The following is an 18,801-nucleotide window of genomic DNA, read 5'->3' on the forward strand; positions in this document are numbered from 1 at the left end:
AATCCAGTGAAATCAACTTATTCGCTCAAACAACTGCTGCCTTATATACGGCAACATTCAAACTTCTACCGCCAGCAACTGGAACACTTACCGCCGCAGGGTATTACGTTACAAGATCTACCGCTGACCAATGCGGCGGACTATTGGGCTGACAGCCATGACTTGAGTCATTGGCCGGTCCTGACCGCAAAGGTCGACGATGCGCTGGTGTTTAAAACCGGCGGATCGACCAGCCAGGGCAAACTGACGGTGTACACCTATAACGAATGGCAAGAACTCGTCAGTACGTTTGGAGAAAGTTTCTCCTCTCAGCTGAACGACGGCGACCGTGTCGCCAATCTGTTTTTTTCCGGTGATCTTTACGCCAGTTTTCTGTTCATCCACGACTCCCTGGCACATGTCAGGCGATCCATCTGCGAATTTCCGTTTACCGGGCAAGTCGAACTGGACGTGCTGGCCGATGCGATTGATCAGCATCGGATCAACGTGCTGGTCGGAGTCCCGGCACAGCTGCTGCGACTCGCTGCCTACCTGAACCAGCATCGGCGAGTACTGCGCGGGGTTGATACGTTGCTGTATGGCGGCGAAAGCCTGTTTGCCCCGCAGGTGGCAATCCTCACCGACGTGTTTCCCAACGTGCGCATTGCTTCCATTGGCTACGCCAGTGTAGACGCCGGCCTTATCGGGGCCAGCGGTCGCGACTGCGCCTTGGGCGAGCATCGGGTGTTTGAACCACAAACCTTGCTGGAGATCGTCGATGAACTCACCGGTGAAGTCATCGAAGAATGCGATCGCACCGGATTATTGGTGGTGACCAATCTGACTCGCCGGCTCATGCCACTGCTGCGTTATCCGGTGGGCGACCGCGCGTGCTGGCGCGAACCCGGCTCAACCCCGAAGCGCAAATTCGCCCTCAAGGGACGTAGCGTGCACAGCCAGCGAGTGCGAGTCGGGGTGCTGTCGCTGCTGATCGATGACATCCAGCAGATCGTCCAACGCATTGCCCACAACGACCAATGGCAATTGCTGATCGAACATGACGGATACAAAGATATTTTGAGTGTGAAGTGGGTTCCCTCAGCGCTATCAATGGCCACCGTACCGGTGTGCCGAGCGTTGTACGAGGCGCTGGCTGAACACTATCCCGCCATCGAGGAACTGAGCCGCGAGGGTCTGTTGGAGTTGCGAGTGTTGTCCTGTGCGGTTACCGCATTGAAGCTTCACCCACGCTCCGGCAAACAACTGCGGGTCCTGGACTTGCGCGTGTATGACGCACCGTCGCCGGAGCCCGCATGATGCCGCATTTGATTTTTCGACCCTATCGGCCATCCGACGCACGTGCCGTGAGCCAGTTGTTTCGCGAGGTCTATGGCGATCATTACGTTCAGCCGGATGTTTACTTGCCGAATATGATCAATCAGCACAATGCCGAGGGGCGCTGGAAGTCGATGCTGGCGGTGGACGACGTACGCGTTCTAGGGCATGCCGCGTTGTGCCATGACACACCTGCGGACACCACCGAGCTGGCCCTCAGTGTGGTGCATCCCGCCGCGCAGGGGCAGAGTATCGCGACCCGTCTGGGACGGGAGTTGCTGTCGCGGTCAGGTTCCATGGGGTTCAAGAGCGTCTCGATCAAACAAGTGACACACCATCCCTACACGCAACGCATGGCAGCAAACATCGGCTTCCACAGCACGGGTTTGCTTCCTGACTACGTCCCTTCGCCCTTCGCTGAGCCGCTGCCGGAAACCATCGTGATGGGTTGTCATGTAGTCGAAGGACATACGCGTCCACTCCCCGACATCTCATGGCCTGACAGCTGCCGGGAGTTTATGCAGCACCTGTGTTCCGTGTTCGGGACTCATCCGGACACGACGCCGTTGTCTTCTCTGCCCTTGCAACTCAAGCAACACCATAAAAGATTCGACATGGTCATTCAGCGTTTGACCAAACGTCTGCTTGACCAGATCCGGCAACTGCCCAGGCACTGGCTGATCTCCGCCAAACTCGAACTGTCACGGCACTTTGCCCAGGACTTGCGCAATCTGGCGGCCCTTGGCTTCACCTTTACCGGGCTGATGCCTACATCAAACTCCAATGGGTGGTTCGCACTGTTTCATCGAGGGGCGCAGTCTCGACACCTCAACCTGCACTGCCCGCACATGCAACGCTTGCATGACGATTTACAGCAAAACGCCAACACGCAGCGTAGCGCCGAAGCGCTGAACAGAGCCCGCTCAGCCGCGTGAGTCTTTTCGATAAAAGTCATTGCCCGGCTTCCCGCAAAGCTCCACCAGCCAGTCGACAAACACCCTCACCCGCCGGGACAACTGACGGTGTGGCGGGTAGAGCGCCGTCAGCGGCATCCCCGGTGTCGGCACCGTCCTGAGGACTTCACACAAACGGCCTTCGCTCAGTTGGCGGGCGACGTGGTAATACGGGGTCTGGACCAGACCATATCCCGCCTCACAAGCGGCCAGGTAACCATCGGCGCTGTTGACCGAGACTTGCTTGGGTAGATTTACGGCCTGAACCTGATCATTGACCATGAATTCCAGCCCATAACGCTTGCCATTGCTGCTGGAGAAGTACTCCACCATCAGATGGCCTTCAAGGTCAGCCAGACATTGAGGCGTTCCGAATCGCTTCAAGTAGTCGGGGCTGGCACACGTGACCTGGTCCAGCATGACCAACGGCCGCGCCACCAGTGAATCGTCCAGTGAGTCGCCGCCCCGCAGCACGCAATCGACGCCTTCGCGTATCAGGTCGACAGGCCGGTCATTCAAGCCGATTTCCAGCTCGATCAAGGGATATCGAGCAGTAAATTGCGGTAATGCCGGGATCACCATCAAGCGTCCCACGCCCGCCGGCATGTCCACGCGCAACAGCCCCTTGGGGTTGTTACGCGCAGCGCTGAACACCGCTTCGGTTTCCTCCAGGTCCGCCAGCAACCGTACGCAACGAGGGTAATAGGCCGCACCGTCGAGCGTCAGGCTGATCTGCCGCGTCGTGCGTTGCAGCAGCTGCACACCGAGATGCGCCTCCAGCTGCTTGATCAGAATGGTCACTGAGGCCCGGGGCAATTGCAGGCTATCCGCCGCCTTGGCAAAGCCGCCCAGTTCGACGATTCGAGTGAACACGCGCATGGCGTTAAAACGGTCCATTGCTTTTGCTTACCGGCTGATTATTTAGAAATTACGAACAGTGATAGCAGTTTTAGCCGGTTTATCTTGTTTCTGTCGAGGTCAACAATAGACAACACATTCACAGGGAGCTGATTTCATGCAAACACGTCAACTGGGCAAAAACGGTCCACCAGTGAGCGCGATTGGTCTGGGCTGCATGGGCATGACCGATTTCTACACGACCGGCGTGGACATCCGCGAAGCCACGGCCACTCTGCACCGCGCGCTGGAGTTGGGGATCAACCTGCTCGACACCGCTGACATGTATGGTCCGCACACCAACGAAGCACTGATCGGCAAAGCCATCAACGGCAAACGCGACCAAGTGTTTCTGGCCAGCAAATTCGGCATCGTCCGCGACCCGGGCAATCCGGTTGCGCGGGGCGTGAACGGTCGACCGGACTATATTCGCGCCTCTATCGACGGCACCCTCAAGCGCCTCGGTGTCGAGACCCTGGACTTGTACTACCAGCACCGCATCGACCCGCAGGTGGCCATCGAGGAAACCGTCGGCGCCATGGCCGACCTAGTGAAAGCCGGCAAGGTGCGTTACCTGGGTTTGAGCGAGGCCTCGGTCGCAACGCTTGAGCGGGCACACAAGGTTCATCCGATCAGTGCGCTGCAGAGCGAGTATTCGTTGTGGAGTCGTGATCAGGAGGAAAACGGTTGTCTGGCCGCGTGTCAGCGCCTGGGAGTTGCCTTCGTCCCTTACAGCCCTTTGGGCCGTGGCTTTCTCACCGGAGCGCTGAAAAGTCCTGATGATTTCGCGGCAGACGACTACCGGCGCTTCAGCCCGCGTTTTCAAGGCGAGAATTTCGCCAAAAACCTGTTGTTGGTGCAGCAAGTGCAGGACCTGGCCACAGAAAAAGGCGTGACCGCAGGCCAACTGGCGCTCGCATGGGTACTGGCTCAGGGTGATTACGTGATCCCGATTCCGGGAACCAAACAGCGTAAATACCTGGAAGAAAATGTGGCCGCGCTGGATGTGAAGCTCAGCGGCGAAGACTTGCAAGTGCTGGAAGCGATATTCCCGGCCAATGCCACGGCTGGCTTACGTTACCCGGAGGAAGTCATGAAGTTGCTTGACCGGTAGCCGACACCTGGCCCACTCGACGATTTGAGTGGGCCAGGACAACCCGTCACGCCTTCGAGCTGACGCCCTTGTCGGTCGGCACTGATGTGCCATTACCCTTGCCGTAAGCTTGTAAATTCTGCAGTACGTAGATCGCCTTCTTGTATTCCGGGATCAGGCCCGCGGCGTACTTGTCACCCTTGACACTGTTGTTCTGGATGGTGTCCAGTTGGGTGGCGAAATACTCCAGTGCGTTGAATTTCGCCTCAGGGTCTTTCTGTACTCCGAACCGGTCAAACTTGTCACCGGCGTTGATTAGCGTCATCGACGTAATATCAGAAGCCAGGCCTTTGGCTTTCAAGAAGGCACTGAGATTGCCCAGTTGTTTGGGGGTGACGTTTTCCGGGTCGAAGCCTTTGATGTTTCTGTGCAGTTTCGGCTCATCCATCAACTTAGTGTTGAGCACGCTGGGATCGCTTCCCACCAATGCCAGCATCTGCTGGACCCTGGCGCTGTGCGTCACAGGCTTTCCGGCGCCCGTGTCCTTGACCAGCAAACCTGCCTTGGCCGTCCAGGCCCCGGTATAGCCGATAGTCATGACCGAACTCCCGACTGCGCTACCTGATGCAGACGTCCGTGTGAGGCGACCATAAAAAGTTCCTTGTTTAATCTGGTTTAGAGCGCGCGAGCATCAGCCTGGCCACTAGCCACACCACCAATAATTTCCGACTTTTTACAATTCTCGTGCATTTACGATACAACCGCGCAAGCGCCCTGTTTCATTGGCCTATACATAAAATTGGAAAGTGGTATGGGCAACTAAACAGATACTACGTACGCGTTGGTTAGTCAGTTTGTATCAACTACGACACCTTTCATTGCGCACCGTCCGTCACCTCACGGCGTTCTTGCACGATCGTACTTAAAGCTCGGCATCCCGATGCCGTAGCCCTTGGAAGCGCCGATTTCATACCGATAATCACAACAAGAACGCTGCTCTAAGGACCGGTCCCATGCCCGCATTCCGTACCATTCAGGCTCGTTACACGCTGTTTCTGGTCCTGTTCATCCTGCTGTTGTCCGTGCTGACAGTGGTCGGCATCAGCCAATTGGTCGCACCGAAGCTGCGTCACACCGAAGAACAAGTGGCCCTCAACCGAATCGCCGAAGTCGCCGAGCAAATCCAGGGCGAACTGAACAAGGTTCAGGCGCAACAGCGAAGCATCACCCAGACCATTCCCCTGCTCGACAGTGCCGCCATCGACACCGTCCTGCCGGGCCTGGTCGACCAGTACGGCGAGCTGAAAGTCTTCGGCGGCGGGATCTGGCCGCTGCCCGGTCAGCGCGAAGCCGGGCGCAACAAGTTCAGCACGTTCTGGCACCGGGATGCCTCGGGCAAACTGGCCGTTAACACCTTCTGGAACAGCGACGCCGCACCCAACTATTACGACCAGACCTGGTACAAAGGCGGCATGCAAACCCCGCGCGGCCAATGCGCGTGGGCGGCAGCCTATAAAGATGACGCCAGCGCCGAGCCACGCACCAACTGCGCCATGGCCATCCAGAAGAATGGCGCGGCCTACGGCGTGTCGACCATCGACGTGACCTTGGGCTTTTTCAATGACCTGGTGGCACGCAAGGAGAAAGACCTCGGCGCCGAAATGCTGATCGTCGAAGCCGACGGCAAGATAATCAGCAACAGCTCGCGCATCAGCGGACCGATCGTACTGAAGAACATCAGTGAGCTGGCCGGCAACTCGCCATTCGCTACCCAGGTGAAGGCCGGCTTGCAAAACCGTGACCAGTCGCAGCGGGTCGAGTTCGACAACAACGGCGAAGCCAACACCTTCTTCATGCGCCCGATCGAAGGCACACCCTGGTTCCTCGCCACCGCCCTGCCGACCAAGCTGATCACCGCCCAGCGCGACGACGTGCTCAGCACCCTGAGCCTGCTGCAAATCCCGATGGTGATCCTGCTGGTGTTGCTACAGATCTATGCGATTCGCCAACTGGTCCAGCGCATGAAAGCCTTGAAGGCCAACATCGACGCGCTGTCGGCCGGTGATGCCGACCTGACCAAACGCATTACCATTCGCGCCGAAGACGAACTGGGCGCCATCGGCCACTCGGTCAACGCCTTCATCGCCTACTTGCAGAACATGATCGGCGAAGTCACCCAGGCCACCGGCGCCATGGCCTCCAGCCTGGATAACCTGCAACGCACCTCCGCCCACACCAGCCAGATTCTGGTGCGTCACGCCTCGGAAACCGATCAGACCGTCACCGCCATCACCGAGATGAGTTCGACCGCCGAAAGCGTCGCGCAAAACGCCGCCGAAACCGCTGCCTTCACCCAACGCGCCAACGAAAACGCCGACCGTTCGCGGGTCGTGGTGGGCGAAGCGTCCAGCAGCGTGATTGCGTTGATCGACGAAGTGGCCAGCGCCACCCATAAAGTCGAAAGCATGCAACAGGACGCTCAACGCATCACCGAGATTCTCGGGGTCATCGGCGCTATTGCCGGGCAAACCAACCTGTTGGCCCTAAACGCCGCCATCGAAGCCGCCCGCGCCGGCGAGCAGGGCCGCGGTTTTGCGGTAGTCGCCGATGAAGTCCGCGCCCTCGCCGCCCGCACTCAGGCCAGTACGTCGCAAATCAATGAAATGCTCACCCGCCTGACGCAGGGTGTGAGTTCGTCGGTAACCGCCATGGAAAACACCCAGACCAGCTGCCAGTCGGCCGCTGATGCCACGGCACGGGTCAACACCGGTCTGGATGAAATGGCCGGCAACGTCAGCCACATCAACAGCCTTAGCACCCAGATCGCCACGGCCGCCGAGCAGCAAAGCGCGGTGACCGAAGAGATCAACCGCAGCATGGTGCAAATCCGCCACATGGTCGACGAACTGGTGAAAAGCGGTCAGGCCAGCGAGCTCAATACCCAACAACTGCTGGAAGCCAACAGTCGCGTGAGCGCGATCATGGGGCGGTTCAGGGTTCGTTAACCGCTGTTGAGTTACACACAATCCCTGTGGCGAGGGGGTTTACCCCCGCTCGGCTGCGCAGCAGTCGTAGATTTTATGGGGCCGCTTCGCAGCCGAACGGGGCGGTGCGGCGTTCCGATAAACCCCCTCGCCACAAATGATTTTGCGTCAGCCGTATTACTTCGAAACAATCTCCTGCCTCGATGCTGGCTAAAATGGTCAGAATGCATTTTTTTGGCCGCAATTCGAAACGAGATTCCCCATGCGAACCCACCTGCGTCTGGTCGCCCTGAGCGCCCTGTTCATTTCCTCCCTGGCCCAGGCCGCCGACCTGATCCCGATCGAGGTTCACCGCGATGCCAATTGCGGTTGCTGCAAAAAATGGATCAGCCACCTGGAGGCCAACGGCTTCAAAGTCGACGATCACGTCGAAGCTAATATGAGTGAATTCAAGCAACAGCACGGCGTGCCTCCGCGTCTGGCGTCGTGCCATACCGGCTTGATCAACGGCAAATTCGTTGAAGGTCATGTCCCCGCCGATCAGGTGCTGGCCTTGAGCAAGCGCGACGATCTGTTGGGCGTTGCCGCCCCCGGCATGCCCATGGGTTCACCCGGCATGGAAATGGACGGCATGAGCGATGCGTATCAAGTGATCGGTCTGAAAAAAGACGGCACTGACGTGGTGGTGGCGGACTACCCCGCTCATTGATGTTCGGTGCGTACATCGGGCTGTTCTTCGCCGCATTCGGTGCGGCAACCTTGCTGCCCTTGCAGTCCGAAGCGGTGCTGGTGGGGCTGTTGCTCAGCGGCAAATACTGGCTCTGGTCGCTGCTCGCCGTGGCGACATTGGGCAATGTTCTGGGGTCACTGCTGAACTGGTGGCTAGGGCGCGGTATCGAGCGGTTTCGTGATCGGCGCTGGTTTCCGGTCAGCCCGCGCCATCTGGAAAAAGCCCGAGTCCATTATCAGCGCTACGGTCATTGGTCGTTGCTGCTGAGCTGGGTGCCTGTGATCGGTGATCCGCTGACCCTGGTCGCCGGCGTGATGCGCGAGCCGTTGGGGCGATTCCTGCTGATCGTGACCCTCGCCAAAGGCGCCCGTTATGGTGTGTTGACCATGGCCACATTGGGCTGGATGGGTTGAACGATCATCCATGGCGATTGCCTGTGTTTAATGTCGCCCTAATCATGCCGATCCAGCATCGGCCGATTTCCAATGGAGTTCACCCATGTCCCTCACCCGCTCCCGCTGGCTGCCCGGCCTGCTGCTGACCGCTGCCCTGCCCGTCATCGCTCACGCCGAAGGCCCGGAATATGGCCCGGAGCTGCAAGGTTTCGAGTATCCCTACACGGTCAAGCATTTTGCCTTTGAGTCCCAGGGCAAATCCCTGCAAATGGGTTACATGGATGTCGCCGCTCACGGCAAGGCCAATGGACGCAGCGTGGTGCTGATGCACGGCAAGAATTTCTGCGGGGCAACCTGGGACAGTTCGATCAAGGCCCTGAGTGAGGCCGGTTACCGGGTCATCGCCCCGGATCAGATCGGTTTCTGCACCTCCAGTAAACCGGACAACTATCAGTACACCTTCCAGCAACTAGCGGCCAACACCCAGCAACTGCTCAAGGCCCTCGGCATCCAGAAGGCCAGTTTGCTCGGGCATTCCACCGGCGGCATGCTCGCCACTCGCTATGCGCTGCAATACCCCGATCAAGTCGAACAACTGGCACTGGTCAATCCCATCGGACTGGAAGACTGGAAAGCCCTCGGCGTTCCCTATCGCACGGTTGATCAATGGTACGAACGCGAGCTGAAACTCACCGCCGATGGCATCCGCACCTATGAACGCAACACCTATTACGGCGGCCGCTGGAAGCCGGAATTCGATCGCTGGGTAGACATGCTCGCCGGGCTGAACAAAGGACCAGGGCATACACAGGTGGCGTGGAATTCGGCGCTGATCTACGACATGATCTTCACCCAACCGGTGTACTACGAGTTCAAGGACCTGAAGATGCCGACCCTGCTGCTGATCGGTACATCCGACACCACCGCCATCGGCAGCGACATCGCACCGCCCGAGGTCAAGGCGAAAATCGGTCATTACGATGTACTCGGCAAACAAGTGGCGAAACTGATACCCCAATCGACGCTGGTTGAATTCCACGGCATGGGCCACGCGCCGCAAATGGAAGAACCGGCGCAATTCCACCAGGCGCTGCTCGCCTGGCTGAACAACACCAACCCCGTTCATTGATGAGGTAAGGCTGATGGCAGTGCAGATTGCGGTGATTGATGACTGGCAGGACGTGGCCCGTGGCGTGGTGGATTGGTCGGTGCTGGACGACATCGGTGAAGTGAGTTTCATCCATGACTACCCTGCCGACAACGACACCCTGGCGGCACGGTTGGCCGAGTTCGAAGTGATCTGCGTGATGCGCGAGCGCACCCGGTTCGATGAGGACCTGCTGCGGCGCTTGCCGAAACTCAAGCTGCTGGCCACCGGCAGCATGCGCAACGCCGCCCTGGACCTGAAAGCCGCTGCTGCGCTGGGTATCCAGATCTGTGGCACCGACAGTTACAAGCACGCCGCACCGGAACTGACCTGGGCGCTGATCATGGCGGCGACCCGCAACCTGGTGGTCGAAGCCAACGCCCTGCGCGCCGGTTTATGGCAGCAAAGCCTGGGTGGCGACCTGCACGGCAAGACCCTGGCGATCCTGGGTCTGGGCAGCATTGGCACTCGCGTTGCCCAGTTCGGTCAGGTGTTCGGCATGCGGGTGATTGCCTGGAGCGAGAACCTGACCGCCGAACGCGCAGCCGAAGTCGGCGTGACCTATGTCAGCAAACAGGAACTGTTCGAACAGGCCGATGTGCTGTCGGTCCATCTGGTGCTCAGCGATCGTAGCCGTGGCTTGGTGGACGCGCAGGCGCTGGACTGGATGAAACCCTCGGCGCTGCTGGTCAACACGGCCCGTGGTCCGATTGTCGATGAGTCCGCGTTGATCAAGGCGTTGCAGAAACGGCGACTGGCAGGCGCTGCGCTGGACGTCTTCGAGCAGGAACCCTTGCCGCCTCATCATCCGTTCAGAACCCTGGACAATGTGCTGGCCACGCCCCACGTCGGGTATGTCAGCCAACAGAACTATCACCAATTCTTTTCGCAGATGATTGAGGACATTCAAGCCTGGTCTGCGGGAGAACCGATTCGGTTATTGGGCTAACCGCCCTTCACCGCCACAAACGCCGCCGTCTCATAGGGCACCGTCACCACGTCTCTGCCACGCAGGTCAGGCTCCGCCGCAATCAGCGCCCTGATCTGTTCATCCACTTTCGCCCGCTCCACCGCCGGTAATGCGGCAACAAAACTGGTAGAACGCACGCGGTTGAAAATCACATCCTCAGGCGAACCCTTGTGGCCATGACTGAAACGCTGTTCTGCAAGCGGTCCAAACGCCACATGCGGAAACGCCTGCCGCCAGGCCCCGGTGTAATAGCGCGGCGTATCGCCCTCCAGCGCATTGACGATCGCATCCAGTTTCGGCACCCAGCTCACCCGGGAATCGCGCAGGTTCCACACCAGCCCCAACTTGCCGCCGGGTTTGAGTACACGGGCAATTTCGGTCAGCGCTTCGGTGCTGGCAAACCAGTGAAAGGCCTGGGCGCAGATCACCACGTCCACCGACGCATCCGGCAGCGGCAGGTCCATGGCGGTGCCGCTGACGGCCAGCACTTCGGGGAAGGCTTCGGACAATTTCTCGAGCATCTGCGCCACCGGCTCCACCGCAATCACTTGCGCACCGGTCGCCACCAGCCGACCGGTGAACTTGCCAGTGCCGGCGCCCAGATCAACCACGGCTTTGTTCGCGTTCAAACCAAGGGTGCCCGTCAGCCAATCGGCCACTTGCGGCGGATAATCCGGACGCCCGCGAACGTAGGTATCAGCGCCGGTTTTATAGCCGGCGGCCGCCGAGTGATGGACCTGATCTTTCATGGCAGTGCTCCAGATCGACAACGAATGCTGTCGAGCATAGCGCCTCGATTTGAGCTTTCCTTGCACAGACCGCCAGAAAGAAATGAATAATTGTTCACCCTGTGGTGTTCACCTTTCATCGCCCCTGAGAACTGCCCATGAACAACCAACTTTTTTGGTTGGAACTGAAACGAATTAACCTGTGGAGCATTGCCAATGAACACCCGTTTCGCTGTGTTAACCGTCCAGTTGCTACTGGCAGTCGCATTGTCCAGCTCGCTTGCATTCGCCAATGGCGACGACGAAGAAGAGCCGGCCAAACCCAACTGCCCCAAAGGCCAGGTCTGGGACAGCAAGCAGCAGAAGTGCCTCAAGCAAACCAGCAGCCTGGTCCCGGACGCCGACCGCACCGATTACGCCTATCGCCTCGCGAAGGACGGTCGTTATGAGGAAGCGTTGGCCCTGCTCGACACCCTCAAACAGCCAAACACCGCCAAGGCCTTGAACTATCGCGGCTACGCTACGCGTAAACTGGGGCGCACCGACGAAGGCATCAGCTATTACCTGCAATCGGTGAAACTTGACCCACACTACGCGCAAGTTCGCGAATACCTCGGCGAAGCGTATGTGATCAAAGGTCGGCTAGACCTCGCTCAGGAACAGTTGCAACAGATCAAATCCATCTGCGGCAGCACCACCTGCGAGGCATACCAGGACCTGGCCGAAGCCATCAACGATTCATCGAAAACCTGACACACCGAGCAGACGGAGGTCGCCATCGCCAGCGATCAGGCAATACGGGCAGAACTGGGCCAGCACCTGGCGCGTTTATGGCGCTACGGCCTGCTGTTGTCCCGGCAACGGCATGTCGCCGAAGACCTGGTGCAGGCGACCTGCGTGCGGGCACTCGAGCGAGCCGGGCAGTTTGTCCCGGGCACCCGCATGGACCGCTGGCTGCTGAGTATTCTGCATTCGATCTGGCTCAACGAAGTTCGCTCCCGAAGAGTGCGTCATGGACAGGGGCTGGTGGATGCCGACAACGCTTTGTCGTTCGATGGTGAACACGCGGCGCAAACCCATGTCCTCGCGGCTCAGGTGATCAGGCGTGTGGATGCCCTGCCCGAAACCCAGCGCGAAACGGTGTTTCTCGCCTATGTCGAAGGTTTGTCCTACCGCGAAGTGGCCGACGTGCTGGACGTGCCCATCGGAACCGTCATGAGTCGCCTGGCCGCTGCACGCGCGAAACTGGCCGAGTACCCGCCATTGCACACCGTGCCGAACCCTTCCACTGGAGAACGTCGATGAACGATCACGCACGCCCGACGGTACCCTCGGATGAGCAACTGGTGGCCTACCTCGACGACCAGCTCGACAGCGAACAGCGCAAACGCATCGACGCGGCCATCCTTGAAGACCCAACGCTCAACCTGCGCCTGCAATGGCTGGCCCGCAGCAGCCTGCCGTTCAAGGAGGCCTACGACGAGTTGGGCCGACAGGCGCCCGTGGACCGCTTGCAATCGATGCTCGACACCTTGCCTTCACCTGAACGCCCGGCCATGAATCGGCGCTGGTTTCTCGCGGCGGCCGCCGGGCTAGTGGTGAGTGGCGTGGTGGCGGACCGGCTGTTCATTGGTTGGCAGTTGAGCCAGAGAAAGGAAAACTGGCGCGGGCTGGTGGCCGAATACATGTCGCTTTACGTGCCGCAAACCCTGGACCACTTGGTCACTGACGAAGCCGCTCAGCGGGCGCAACTGCGGACCATCGATGCACGTCTGGGCCTGAACCTTGTGCCGGCGCAACTGGCCCTGCCACGCTCCGAGTTCAAGCGCGCGCAAATCCTCGAGTACGACGGCGTCGCCATTGCCCAAATCACCTACCTGGACCCGGCGCACGGACCCATGGCGCTGTGCATCACCCGCTCCAACAGCGGCAGTCGGCATTTCGCCCAGGAGCGCCGGTACGGGATGAACATTGTCTATTGGGCTGACATGCAACATGCCTGGATGTTGATCGGGCATAACCCGGTGGCGGATCTGGAGGACATGGCGAAATTGTTGAGAGGCCGGCTGAGCGCTTGATCTCATTTGTCACTATGCTGGGTGTCTCAATTCCAAGGAGGAACCTTCCCATGCCGATTTCTTCACGCACAGCCTTGCTGGTCATCGACGTACAGAACGACTTCATCCCCGGCGGCCAGTTAGCAGTACCCGAAGGTGACCTGATCGTGCCATTGATCAATCGCCTCGGCAGTCAGTTCACCCAAGTCATCATCGCCCAGGACTGGCACCCGGCCGGACACGCATCGTTCGCCTCCAGCCACCCGGGCCGTGCGCCTTACGACGTGATTCAACTGCCGTACGGCGAGCAGACACTCTGGCCGGAGCACTGTGTGCGAGACACACCCGGTGCCCAGTTGCACAAGGATCTGGACTTGCCCCACGCCCAATTGATCATCCGCAAGGGCTGCAACCCGGACATCGACAGTTACTCGGCGTTTCTGGAGGCGGACCGAACGACCACCACAGGCTTGGCCGGGTACTTGAAAGAGCGCGGTATCGACACGGTTTATCTGGTTGGGCTGGCACTCGATTTCTGCGTGATGTTTTCTGCGCTGGATGCTCGGGCGGCAGGGTTTAACGCGTTTGTGGTGATGGATGCGTGTCGGGCGATTGATCTGGAAGGCTCACTGGCCGCGGCGATCGATCGGATGCAGGGAGCTGGGGTTGGGTTGATTCCATCAACCGAATTACTCGCCTGACACGTCACAGGTGTAGCAGCTGCCGAGCCTGCGAGGCTGCGTTCGAGGACGCAGTCCTCGCAAGTCCGACGGACGCGGTTTTCCTGAAACAACCGGTTGCCTGGTTTTACGAGTGCTGCGCACTCGAACGCAGCCTCGCAGGCTCGGCAGCTGCTACGAGAGAATGCAGACGCTAACTGACCGGTAAATAAATCCGTCCCGTTATTTGCTCATTCCCGATACAGTCAACGACTCAAAACAAATGAAAAGTTATCTAACAAAAACCAGTCGTTACTTGAGCTTTGGATCTCTATTCGAACAATGCCTGGCTCAGAAAAAACAATTTCATCGGCACCTTGCCCGTTCACAAGCAAAGATCGCTGCCCTAATAGGCCGTTTACCCCATAGAAATATGCGACATTCGTGGTGACATCCGTCGCGCCGTACCAGAACGAGACTTCAAGGCATGGATTCTTCAGGGCCAATGCAATGCGTTGTGTCCCCGAATTTGTATAACCTATATGCAAAGCTTGACGTTCTATTTTCCCCGGGATGGTGATGAACCCATCCGAAACAGAGCTAATCCCCGCCCGCCCGTTCCCCGATACAAACCCAATCGTCATAGTTGAGGTTTCAATCACTTGACCTGAAACTATAATTTTCATTAATTGATCAAAGTTTTCAGTGAGAATCGTAGGTGAAACTCTTACATTCAATTCACGCATTGGAAACAGAACCGGCCTTACCTCATCAGTTTTCTGACCTAGCAGAACACTCAAACTCACCTTTAACGTGCTGTCATTCTTCAATCCCTGCAGTTTCCCCCGCGGCACCGGCACACTCAGCCCCGAGTTCATCTCCGCCGCCGTCACTTTATGTGCTTCCAGCAGTGGAATCACATACTCAGCGCCCCCGCTATCGATCCCTACACACTTCAGTTCAACGTCTTGCCCAACCCGAATCCCCAACCAAGGCAACACTTTCACCTCGGCATCACCCTCAAACTTACTCAAATCCAACACCTTGTCATCCGGCACCTGAGGCACCTTCGGCGTTGGCAGTCTCGAATCCCCATCGGCAATTTTCTGCACCGTCAGCAATGTCGGTTTCGAGCGGGTCTTGATGCCGTTTCGCGTCAGTTCCCACGGCAAGCGGATCACCGTGCCGTGTCGGGCAACCAGGTCTTCAATCGTCAGCGTGTTATTGACCCGTTTATTGGCATTGAATACCTTGGCGGTAAATGTCGGCAGGCCGTTTTCCGTCACGGGGCGGGCAAAGAGTTGGCATAGGTCGCCCGTCTGCGCTTGGGCAAATTCGACGCGCGCGATTTGGCCAGCCAAACTGGCGAGCGGATCAACCACCAGTCCCGGTACACCAACAACCGTGACCAGCGGCAGATCGATCAGCGCCTCACCAATCACATCGACCCGAGTCGTGAAGGACCGGCCTACCTCTTTGCCCGCGCGCAGCAGCTTATATTTGAAGGTGGCTGAACCACCCACCGCGGCCACGAAGTGAGCGTGGGGCACCGACAGTTTGTAAATGAACGGCGCTTTTTCCACGGTCGTTGTCAGGATCAGCACCTCGGTCAAACCCGTCGCTGACGTGAACGTGCAGGTCAGCTCGATAACGTCTTTGCGCTGCCAGGACCGTTGCGCATGCACTTGGGCAATCGCCGGTCTTCCTGCAAGTTTGCCCAGATCGATACTGTCCGGATCGTCCGAGACATCCTCCGGGTCTTCGCTTACCAGCGGTGGTTCCAGCCAGATGCCGTTCAGGCTGACGAACAGTTCGAGGGCTGCCGACCAGAGCGCGTCCAGATCAACGCTGTTACCAATCCAGTCCCACACGGTATAGACCAGAGCGCATTTCGCGGTATCACCGACCTCTTTGAACACCGCTTCCTCGATCCGTACCTGAATGGGGTCGCCGGATCTCGCCTCACCCTCGGTGACTACATGGTCGATCGTTTCGCCCCCGCACCTCACGCGAATCTTGTCGAACGCTCTCGTCAAAGGATAAGACGCGGTACAAATCACCCCTTGCCGGGCTTGTTCAGGGTCTACCCCGTCGTCCAGCACGTTGGGCGGTAATACATTGATCGCCAGTTCCGAGTGCCACTCGTGGTTACCTTCAAGGTCCTTGAGCCCTGGGCGCTGCTTGTGGAACCACGCCCGCAACGTCGTCGAAGAGTCGATATTCTCCGAGCCGCGCCGGACGGTGTAGTGGAGGGTATTGAGTCCGTCGAGCAGCGCTTTTACGGGCAGGTATAGGGTAAACAGCTTGTCCGTCGTGGACTTGACGATAGCCACATCCACCACAACGCCATTGAGGTAAAGATCGATGCTGTCTTCGGCCAATTGTTCCAGATAAGCATCGACCAGTACTTTTACCCCTTGACCGGGATAGAGGTAGGTCAACGCCAGTGGAATCCCGCCGTGAGCGTTGATTGCGCCAGGCACAACATCTTTCCAGCCTGGAATTCGTGGCGCGTATAGCGTCAGTACGGACATCTCGGTCATGGAAGCGCTCCCTGTCATTGGCAGCGTTCCGGGGATGGAAAAGGTGGAAGGCTGTGGAGGCTATGGAACATCCATGGCGCACTGTCTGGCTACTGTCAAATGTGACAGGTCAGGCTGAAAACAGCCCGATAATCACTACCGTCCGTCGATTCGGGCGCTCTCGATTCAAGCCGTAGCCGGCAACCACAAACGGAACCGTGCCCCACCCAGCGGCGATGCTTCAACGGTGAGCGTGCCGCCCTGAGCTTCCAACGCCCGACGACTGATGGCCAACCCCAGACCGAACCCGCCAGTGGCCCGGTCCCGACTGCGATCCAGCCGATAAAACGGTTCGAAAATCCGCTCCCGCTCCTCATCCGGAATACCGATCCCATCGTCGTCCACCCAGATTTCAGCCCCCTTGGCACACACCCGCACACCAATCTGAATGCGTTTTTCGCAGTAGCGCATCGCATTGCGCAGCAGGTTCTGAATAGCGCGGGCAGTCAACCTTGGGTCGAGGGCGAAGCGTTCAAGTTGTCCATGCAGGAGCACATCGATAACGATGTCCGGGGATTCCAGTTCTTCGTCGACGCTGCCCAGGATGCTGTCGATAAACTCATCCAGCGACACCTCGACCCGCTCCGGCAGCCGCGCCGGGTTTTGCAGACGGCTGTAGGACAACAGTTCCAGTACCAGCTCATCGAGTTCGCGAATGTGCGCGACCAGACCTTGCAGACGCTCGCGACTGGCGGCGGGTAAATCGTCGGACAGAGCCAGCGCCAGACCGAAATCCAGTCGTGTCAGGGGCGTGCGCAGTTCGTGAGAGACGGCATTGAGCAGGTCCCGCTGCTGGTTGAGCAGGTTCTCGATATCGCCAGCCATGGTGTCGAAGACGTTGGCCAGGCTACCGATGTTGGAGCTTTTGGAAATCTGTGTGCGCTCGCTCAAGTGGCCCTTGCCGAAACGTTCAGCCGTACCTTTGAGGCGTTCCAGGTCGCGCCAGTGCGGGCGCAGCCACAGCAACAGGCAGGCGAGCATGGTCGCGCCGATCAGCACGTTGATGCTCCAGTACAACAGGCTGACGTCCATCGGGTCCGGCGGCACGACCATCTCCACCACCGTCCGCTCGTTCAGCGGCGACACTGCCAGGGTGCGCCAGCCCCAGTCGCCAATGCGCACGACGTTCTCGCCACGCTGCAAACGCTTGCGCTCATCAGGGGTGAAATCGGCATCGTCGTTACCGGTCAGGACGATGTGCAGCGGCTGGAATTCCTTGTCCATCTCCGCGGCCAATGCCGGCCACTGCTCCGGGGGCACGGCGTGAAACTGTTTGACGATGAGGGTTTGCAGCCCGCGCGAGTAATCGAGGTTGTAGGTGACAAAGCGCTCCTGGAAGACCTTGATCACCACGTCAGGCACCAGATAGATCGCCGCACTGTACGAAACGATGGTCACCAGATACAGGCGAAACAGGATTCTGAACATCGACTCAGCATTCCCACTCGGAACGGCTGAACAGGTAACCCTTGCCCCACACGGTCTTGATCTTGCGCGCCTCGCCGGCGTGGTCGTCGAACTTGCGCCGCAGCTTGGAAATCGCCACGTCCACCGAGCGGTCGGTACCATTGAACTCGATGCCGCGCAGGCGCTGCAGAATCTGGTCACGACTGAGCACTTCACCGGCATGCCGAGCAAGCACCACCAGCAGGTTGTATTCACCGCTGGACAGCTCGACCAATTGCTCGCGCCAGGTCACGGTGCGCTCGGACAGGTCGATGCACAGATTGCCCATCAGAATGCGGTCGTTGGCCGTCTGCGGTTCAGTCAGGCTGCTGCGCCGCAGCAACGTCCGCACCCGGGCCAGCAACACCCGCGGTTCGCAGGGTTTGGTGACGTAGTCGTCGGCGCCCATTTCCAGGCCCAGCACCTGATCGTGACTGTCGTCGCGGGCGGTGAGCATCAGGATCGGCAACGTGGCCGAATCGGCGCGCAGCAAGCGACAGACTTGCAGGCCATCGAGCCCGGGCAGCATCAGGTCGAGGATCACCAGGTCCGGCGGATTGACCCGCGCACGTTCGCGCACATGGTCACCACGACTGATCACGCTGACGCTATAGCCGTTGCGTTCCAGGTAACTGGCAATCAGTTCGGAGAGCGCGGTGTCGTCTTCGACCAGGAGGATGTTAGGCATGGGTGTTTCCAGAAGGTGCAGTGGCGATGCTTAGGGCCTCTTCGCGAGCAAGCCCGCTCCCACAGGGGAACGCATTTCAAAATGTGGGAGCGGGCTTGCTCGCGAAGGCGGCCTGACAGACGCAAAAAGTTTCAAGCGGCCAAGGATATACGCCCTCA

The 18,801-nt window shown here is 58.8% G+C and carries 18 protein-coding genes; 12 read left to right on the forward strand and 6 right to left on the reverse strand.

The genetic code is table 11. The annotated features are described in order from the left end of the window. Positions 1–6: 6 nt before the first annotated feature. The gene (locus ACA059_RS16425; protein WP_497630101.1) at positions 7–1,296 is read left to right on the forward strand and encodes a phenylacetate--CoA ligase family protein; all 1,290 of its coding nucleotides are present in this window, start codon (positions 7–9) and stop codon (positions 1,294–1,296) included. After that, entirely contained in the window at positions 1,296–2,249 is a 954-nt protein-coding gene (locus tag ACA059_RS16430; protein WP_497630102.1) for a GNAT family N-acetyltransferase, read from the forward strand. The genes ACA059_RS16425 and ACA059_RS16430 overlap by 1 nt, the downstream gene beginning before the upstream one ends. Here ACA059_RS16430 and ACA059_RS16435 read toward each other — a convergent pair. After that, positions 2,238–3,164, reverse strand: a complete 927-nt coding sequence (locus ACA059_RS16435) for a LysR family transcriptional regulator (protein WP_497630103.1) — start codon at positions 3,162–3,164, stop codon at positions 2,238–2,240. The two genes, ACA059_RS16430 and ACA059_RS16435, sit on opposite strands and share 12 nt — an antisense overlap. 118 nt (positions 3,165–3,282) lie before the next feature. Between ACA059_RS16435 and ACA059_RS16440 the strand changes: the two genes are divergently transcribed. Further along, positions 3,283–4,278: an aldo/keto reductase gene (locus tag ACA059_RS16440; protein WP_497630104.1), complete on the forward strand. Its 996-nt coding sequence runs from the start codon at positions 3,283–3,285 to the stop codon at positions 4,276–4,278. A 46-nt stretch (positions 4,279–4,324) separates the two neighbouring features. Here the strand turns inward: ACA059_RS16440 and ACA059_RS16445 are convergent, their stop codons facing one another. Beyond that, the gene (locus ACA059_RS16445; RefSeq protein ID WP_497630105.1) at positions 4,325–4,855 is read right to left on the reverse strand and encodes a hypothetical protein; all 531 of its coding nucleotides are present in this window, start codon (positions 4,853–4,855) and stop codon (positions 4,325–4,327) included. A 415-nt stretch (positions 4,856–5,270) separates the two neighbouring features. Here ACA059_RS16445 and ACA059_RS16450 point away from each other — a divergent pair, with 415 nt between their 5' ends. The 5 genes from ACA059_RS16450 to ACA059_RS16470 all read left to right on the forward strand — a co-directional run bounded on the left by ACA059_RS16450 (position 5,271) and on the right by ACA059_RS16470 (position 10,462). Continuing rightward, a complete protein-coding gene (locus tag ACA059_RS16450) occupies positions 5,271–7,262 on the forward strand; it encodes a methyl-accepting chemotaxis protein (protein WP_497630106.1) in 1,992 nt (663 codons plus the stop codon). A 241-nt stretch (positions 7,263–7,503) separates the two neighbouring features. After that, positions 7,504–7,950, forward strand: a complete 447-nt coding sequence (locus ACA059_RS16455; protein WP_008155198.1) for a DUF411 domain-containing protein — start codon at positions 7,504–7,506, stop codon at positions 7,948–7,950. Further along, complete coding sequence (locus ACA059_RS16460; RefSeq protein ID WP_497630107.1) at positions 7,950–8,384, forward strand: YqaA family protein; 435 nt, start codon at positions 7,950–7,952, stop codon at positions 8,382–8,384. The genes ACA059_RS16455 and ACA059_RS16460 overlap by 1 nt, the downstream gene beginning before the upstream one ends. Before the next feature lie 85 nt (positions 8,385–8,469). Further along, entirely contained in the window at positions 8,470–9,495 is a 1,026-nt protein-coding gene (locus ACA059_RS16465; protein ID WP_497630108.1) for an alpha/beta fold hydrolase, read from the forward strand. A gap of 13 nt (positions 9,496–9,508) precedes the next feature. Beyond that, positions 9,509–10,462: a D-2-hydroxyacid dehydrogenase family protein gene (locus ACA059_RS16470; protein WP_497630109.1), complete on the forward strand. Its 954-nt coding sequence runs from the start codon at positions 9,509–9,511 to the stop codon at positions 10,460–10,462. On the opposite strand, the gene ACA059_RS16475 is transcribed toward ACA059_RS16470, so the two are convergent. Then, positions 10,459–11,232, reverse strand: a complete 774-nt coding sequence (locus ACA059_RS16475) for a class I SAM-dependent methyltransferase (RefSeq protein ID WP_497630110.1) — start codon at positions 11,230–11,232, stop codon at positions 10,459–10,461. The two genes, ACA059_RS16470 and ACA059_RS16475, sit on opposite strands and share 4 nt — an antisense overlap. A gap of 195 nt (positions 11,233–11,427) precedes the next feature. Between ACA059_RS16475 and ACA059_RS16480 the strand changes: the two genes are divergently transcribed. Genes ACA059_RS16480 through pncA form a run of 4 tightly spaced genes read left to right on the forward strand, consistent with a single transcriptional unit; the run spans position 11,428 to position 13,969 of the window. After that, complete coding sequence (locus ACA059_RS16480; protein WP_497630111.1) at positions 11,428–11,964, forward strand: tetratricopeptide repeat protein; 537 nt, start codon at positions 11,428–11,430, stop codon at positions 11,962–11,964. 54 nt (positions 11,965–12,018) lie between these two features. Further along, on the forward strand, positions 12,019–12,516 hold the full coding sequence (locus ACA059_RS16485; protein ID WP_497634690.1) for an RNA polymerase sigma factor: 498 nt from the start codon (positions 12,019–12,021) through the stop codon (positions 12,514–12,516). Continuing rightward, the gene (locus ACA059_RS16490; protein ID WP_497630112.1) at positions 12,513–13,289 is read left to right on the forward strand and encodes an anti-sigma factor family protein; all 777 of its coding nucleotides are present in this window, start codon (positions 12,513–12,515) and stop codon (positions 13,287–13,289) included. Before ACA059_RS16485 ends, ACA059_RS16490 begins: the two co-directional genes overlap by 4 nt. Before the next feature lie 50 nt (positions 13,290–13,339). Further along, positions 13,340–13,969, forward strand: coding sequence for a bifunctional nicotinamidase/pyrazinamidase (gene pncA / locus ACA059_RS16495; RefSeq protein WP_497630113.1), 630 nt, complete (start codon positions 13,340–13,342; stop codon positions 13,967–13,969). Between the two features lie 224 nt (positions 13,970–14,193). Here pncA and ACA059_RS16500 read toward each other — a convergent pair whose 3' ends face one another. The 3 genes from ACA059_RS16500 to ACA059_RS16510 form a co-directional block, all read right to left on the reverse strand. Continuing rightward, positions 14,194–16,470 (reverse strand): hypothetical protein, encoded by a 2,277-nt coding sequence (locus ACA059_RS16500; protein ID WP_497630114.1) that lies wholly within the window; start codon positions 16,468–16,470, stop codon positions 14,194–14,196. Positions 16,471–16,635: 165 nt separating this feature from the next. Further along, positions 16,636–17,937: an ATP-binding protein gene (locus tag ACA059_RS16505; protein ID WP_497630115.1), complete on the reverse strand. Its 1,302-nt coding sequence runs from the start codon at positions 17,935–17,937 to the stop codon at positions 16,636–16,638. Between the two features lie 4 nt (positions 17,938–17,941). Further along, on the reverse strand, positions 17,942–18,643 hold the full coding sequence (locus ACA059_RS16510) for a response regulator (RefSeq protein WP_008155184.1): 702 nt from the start codon (positions 18,641–18,643) through the stop codon (positions 17,942–17,944). Positions 18,644–18,801 lie beyond the last annotated feature (158 nt).

The sequence above is a fragment of the Pseudomonas sp. LBUM1647 genome (assembly GCF_059716175.1).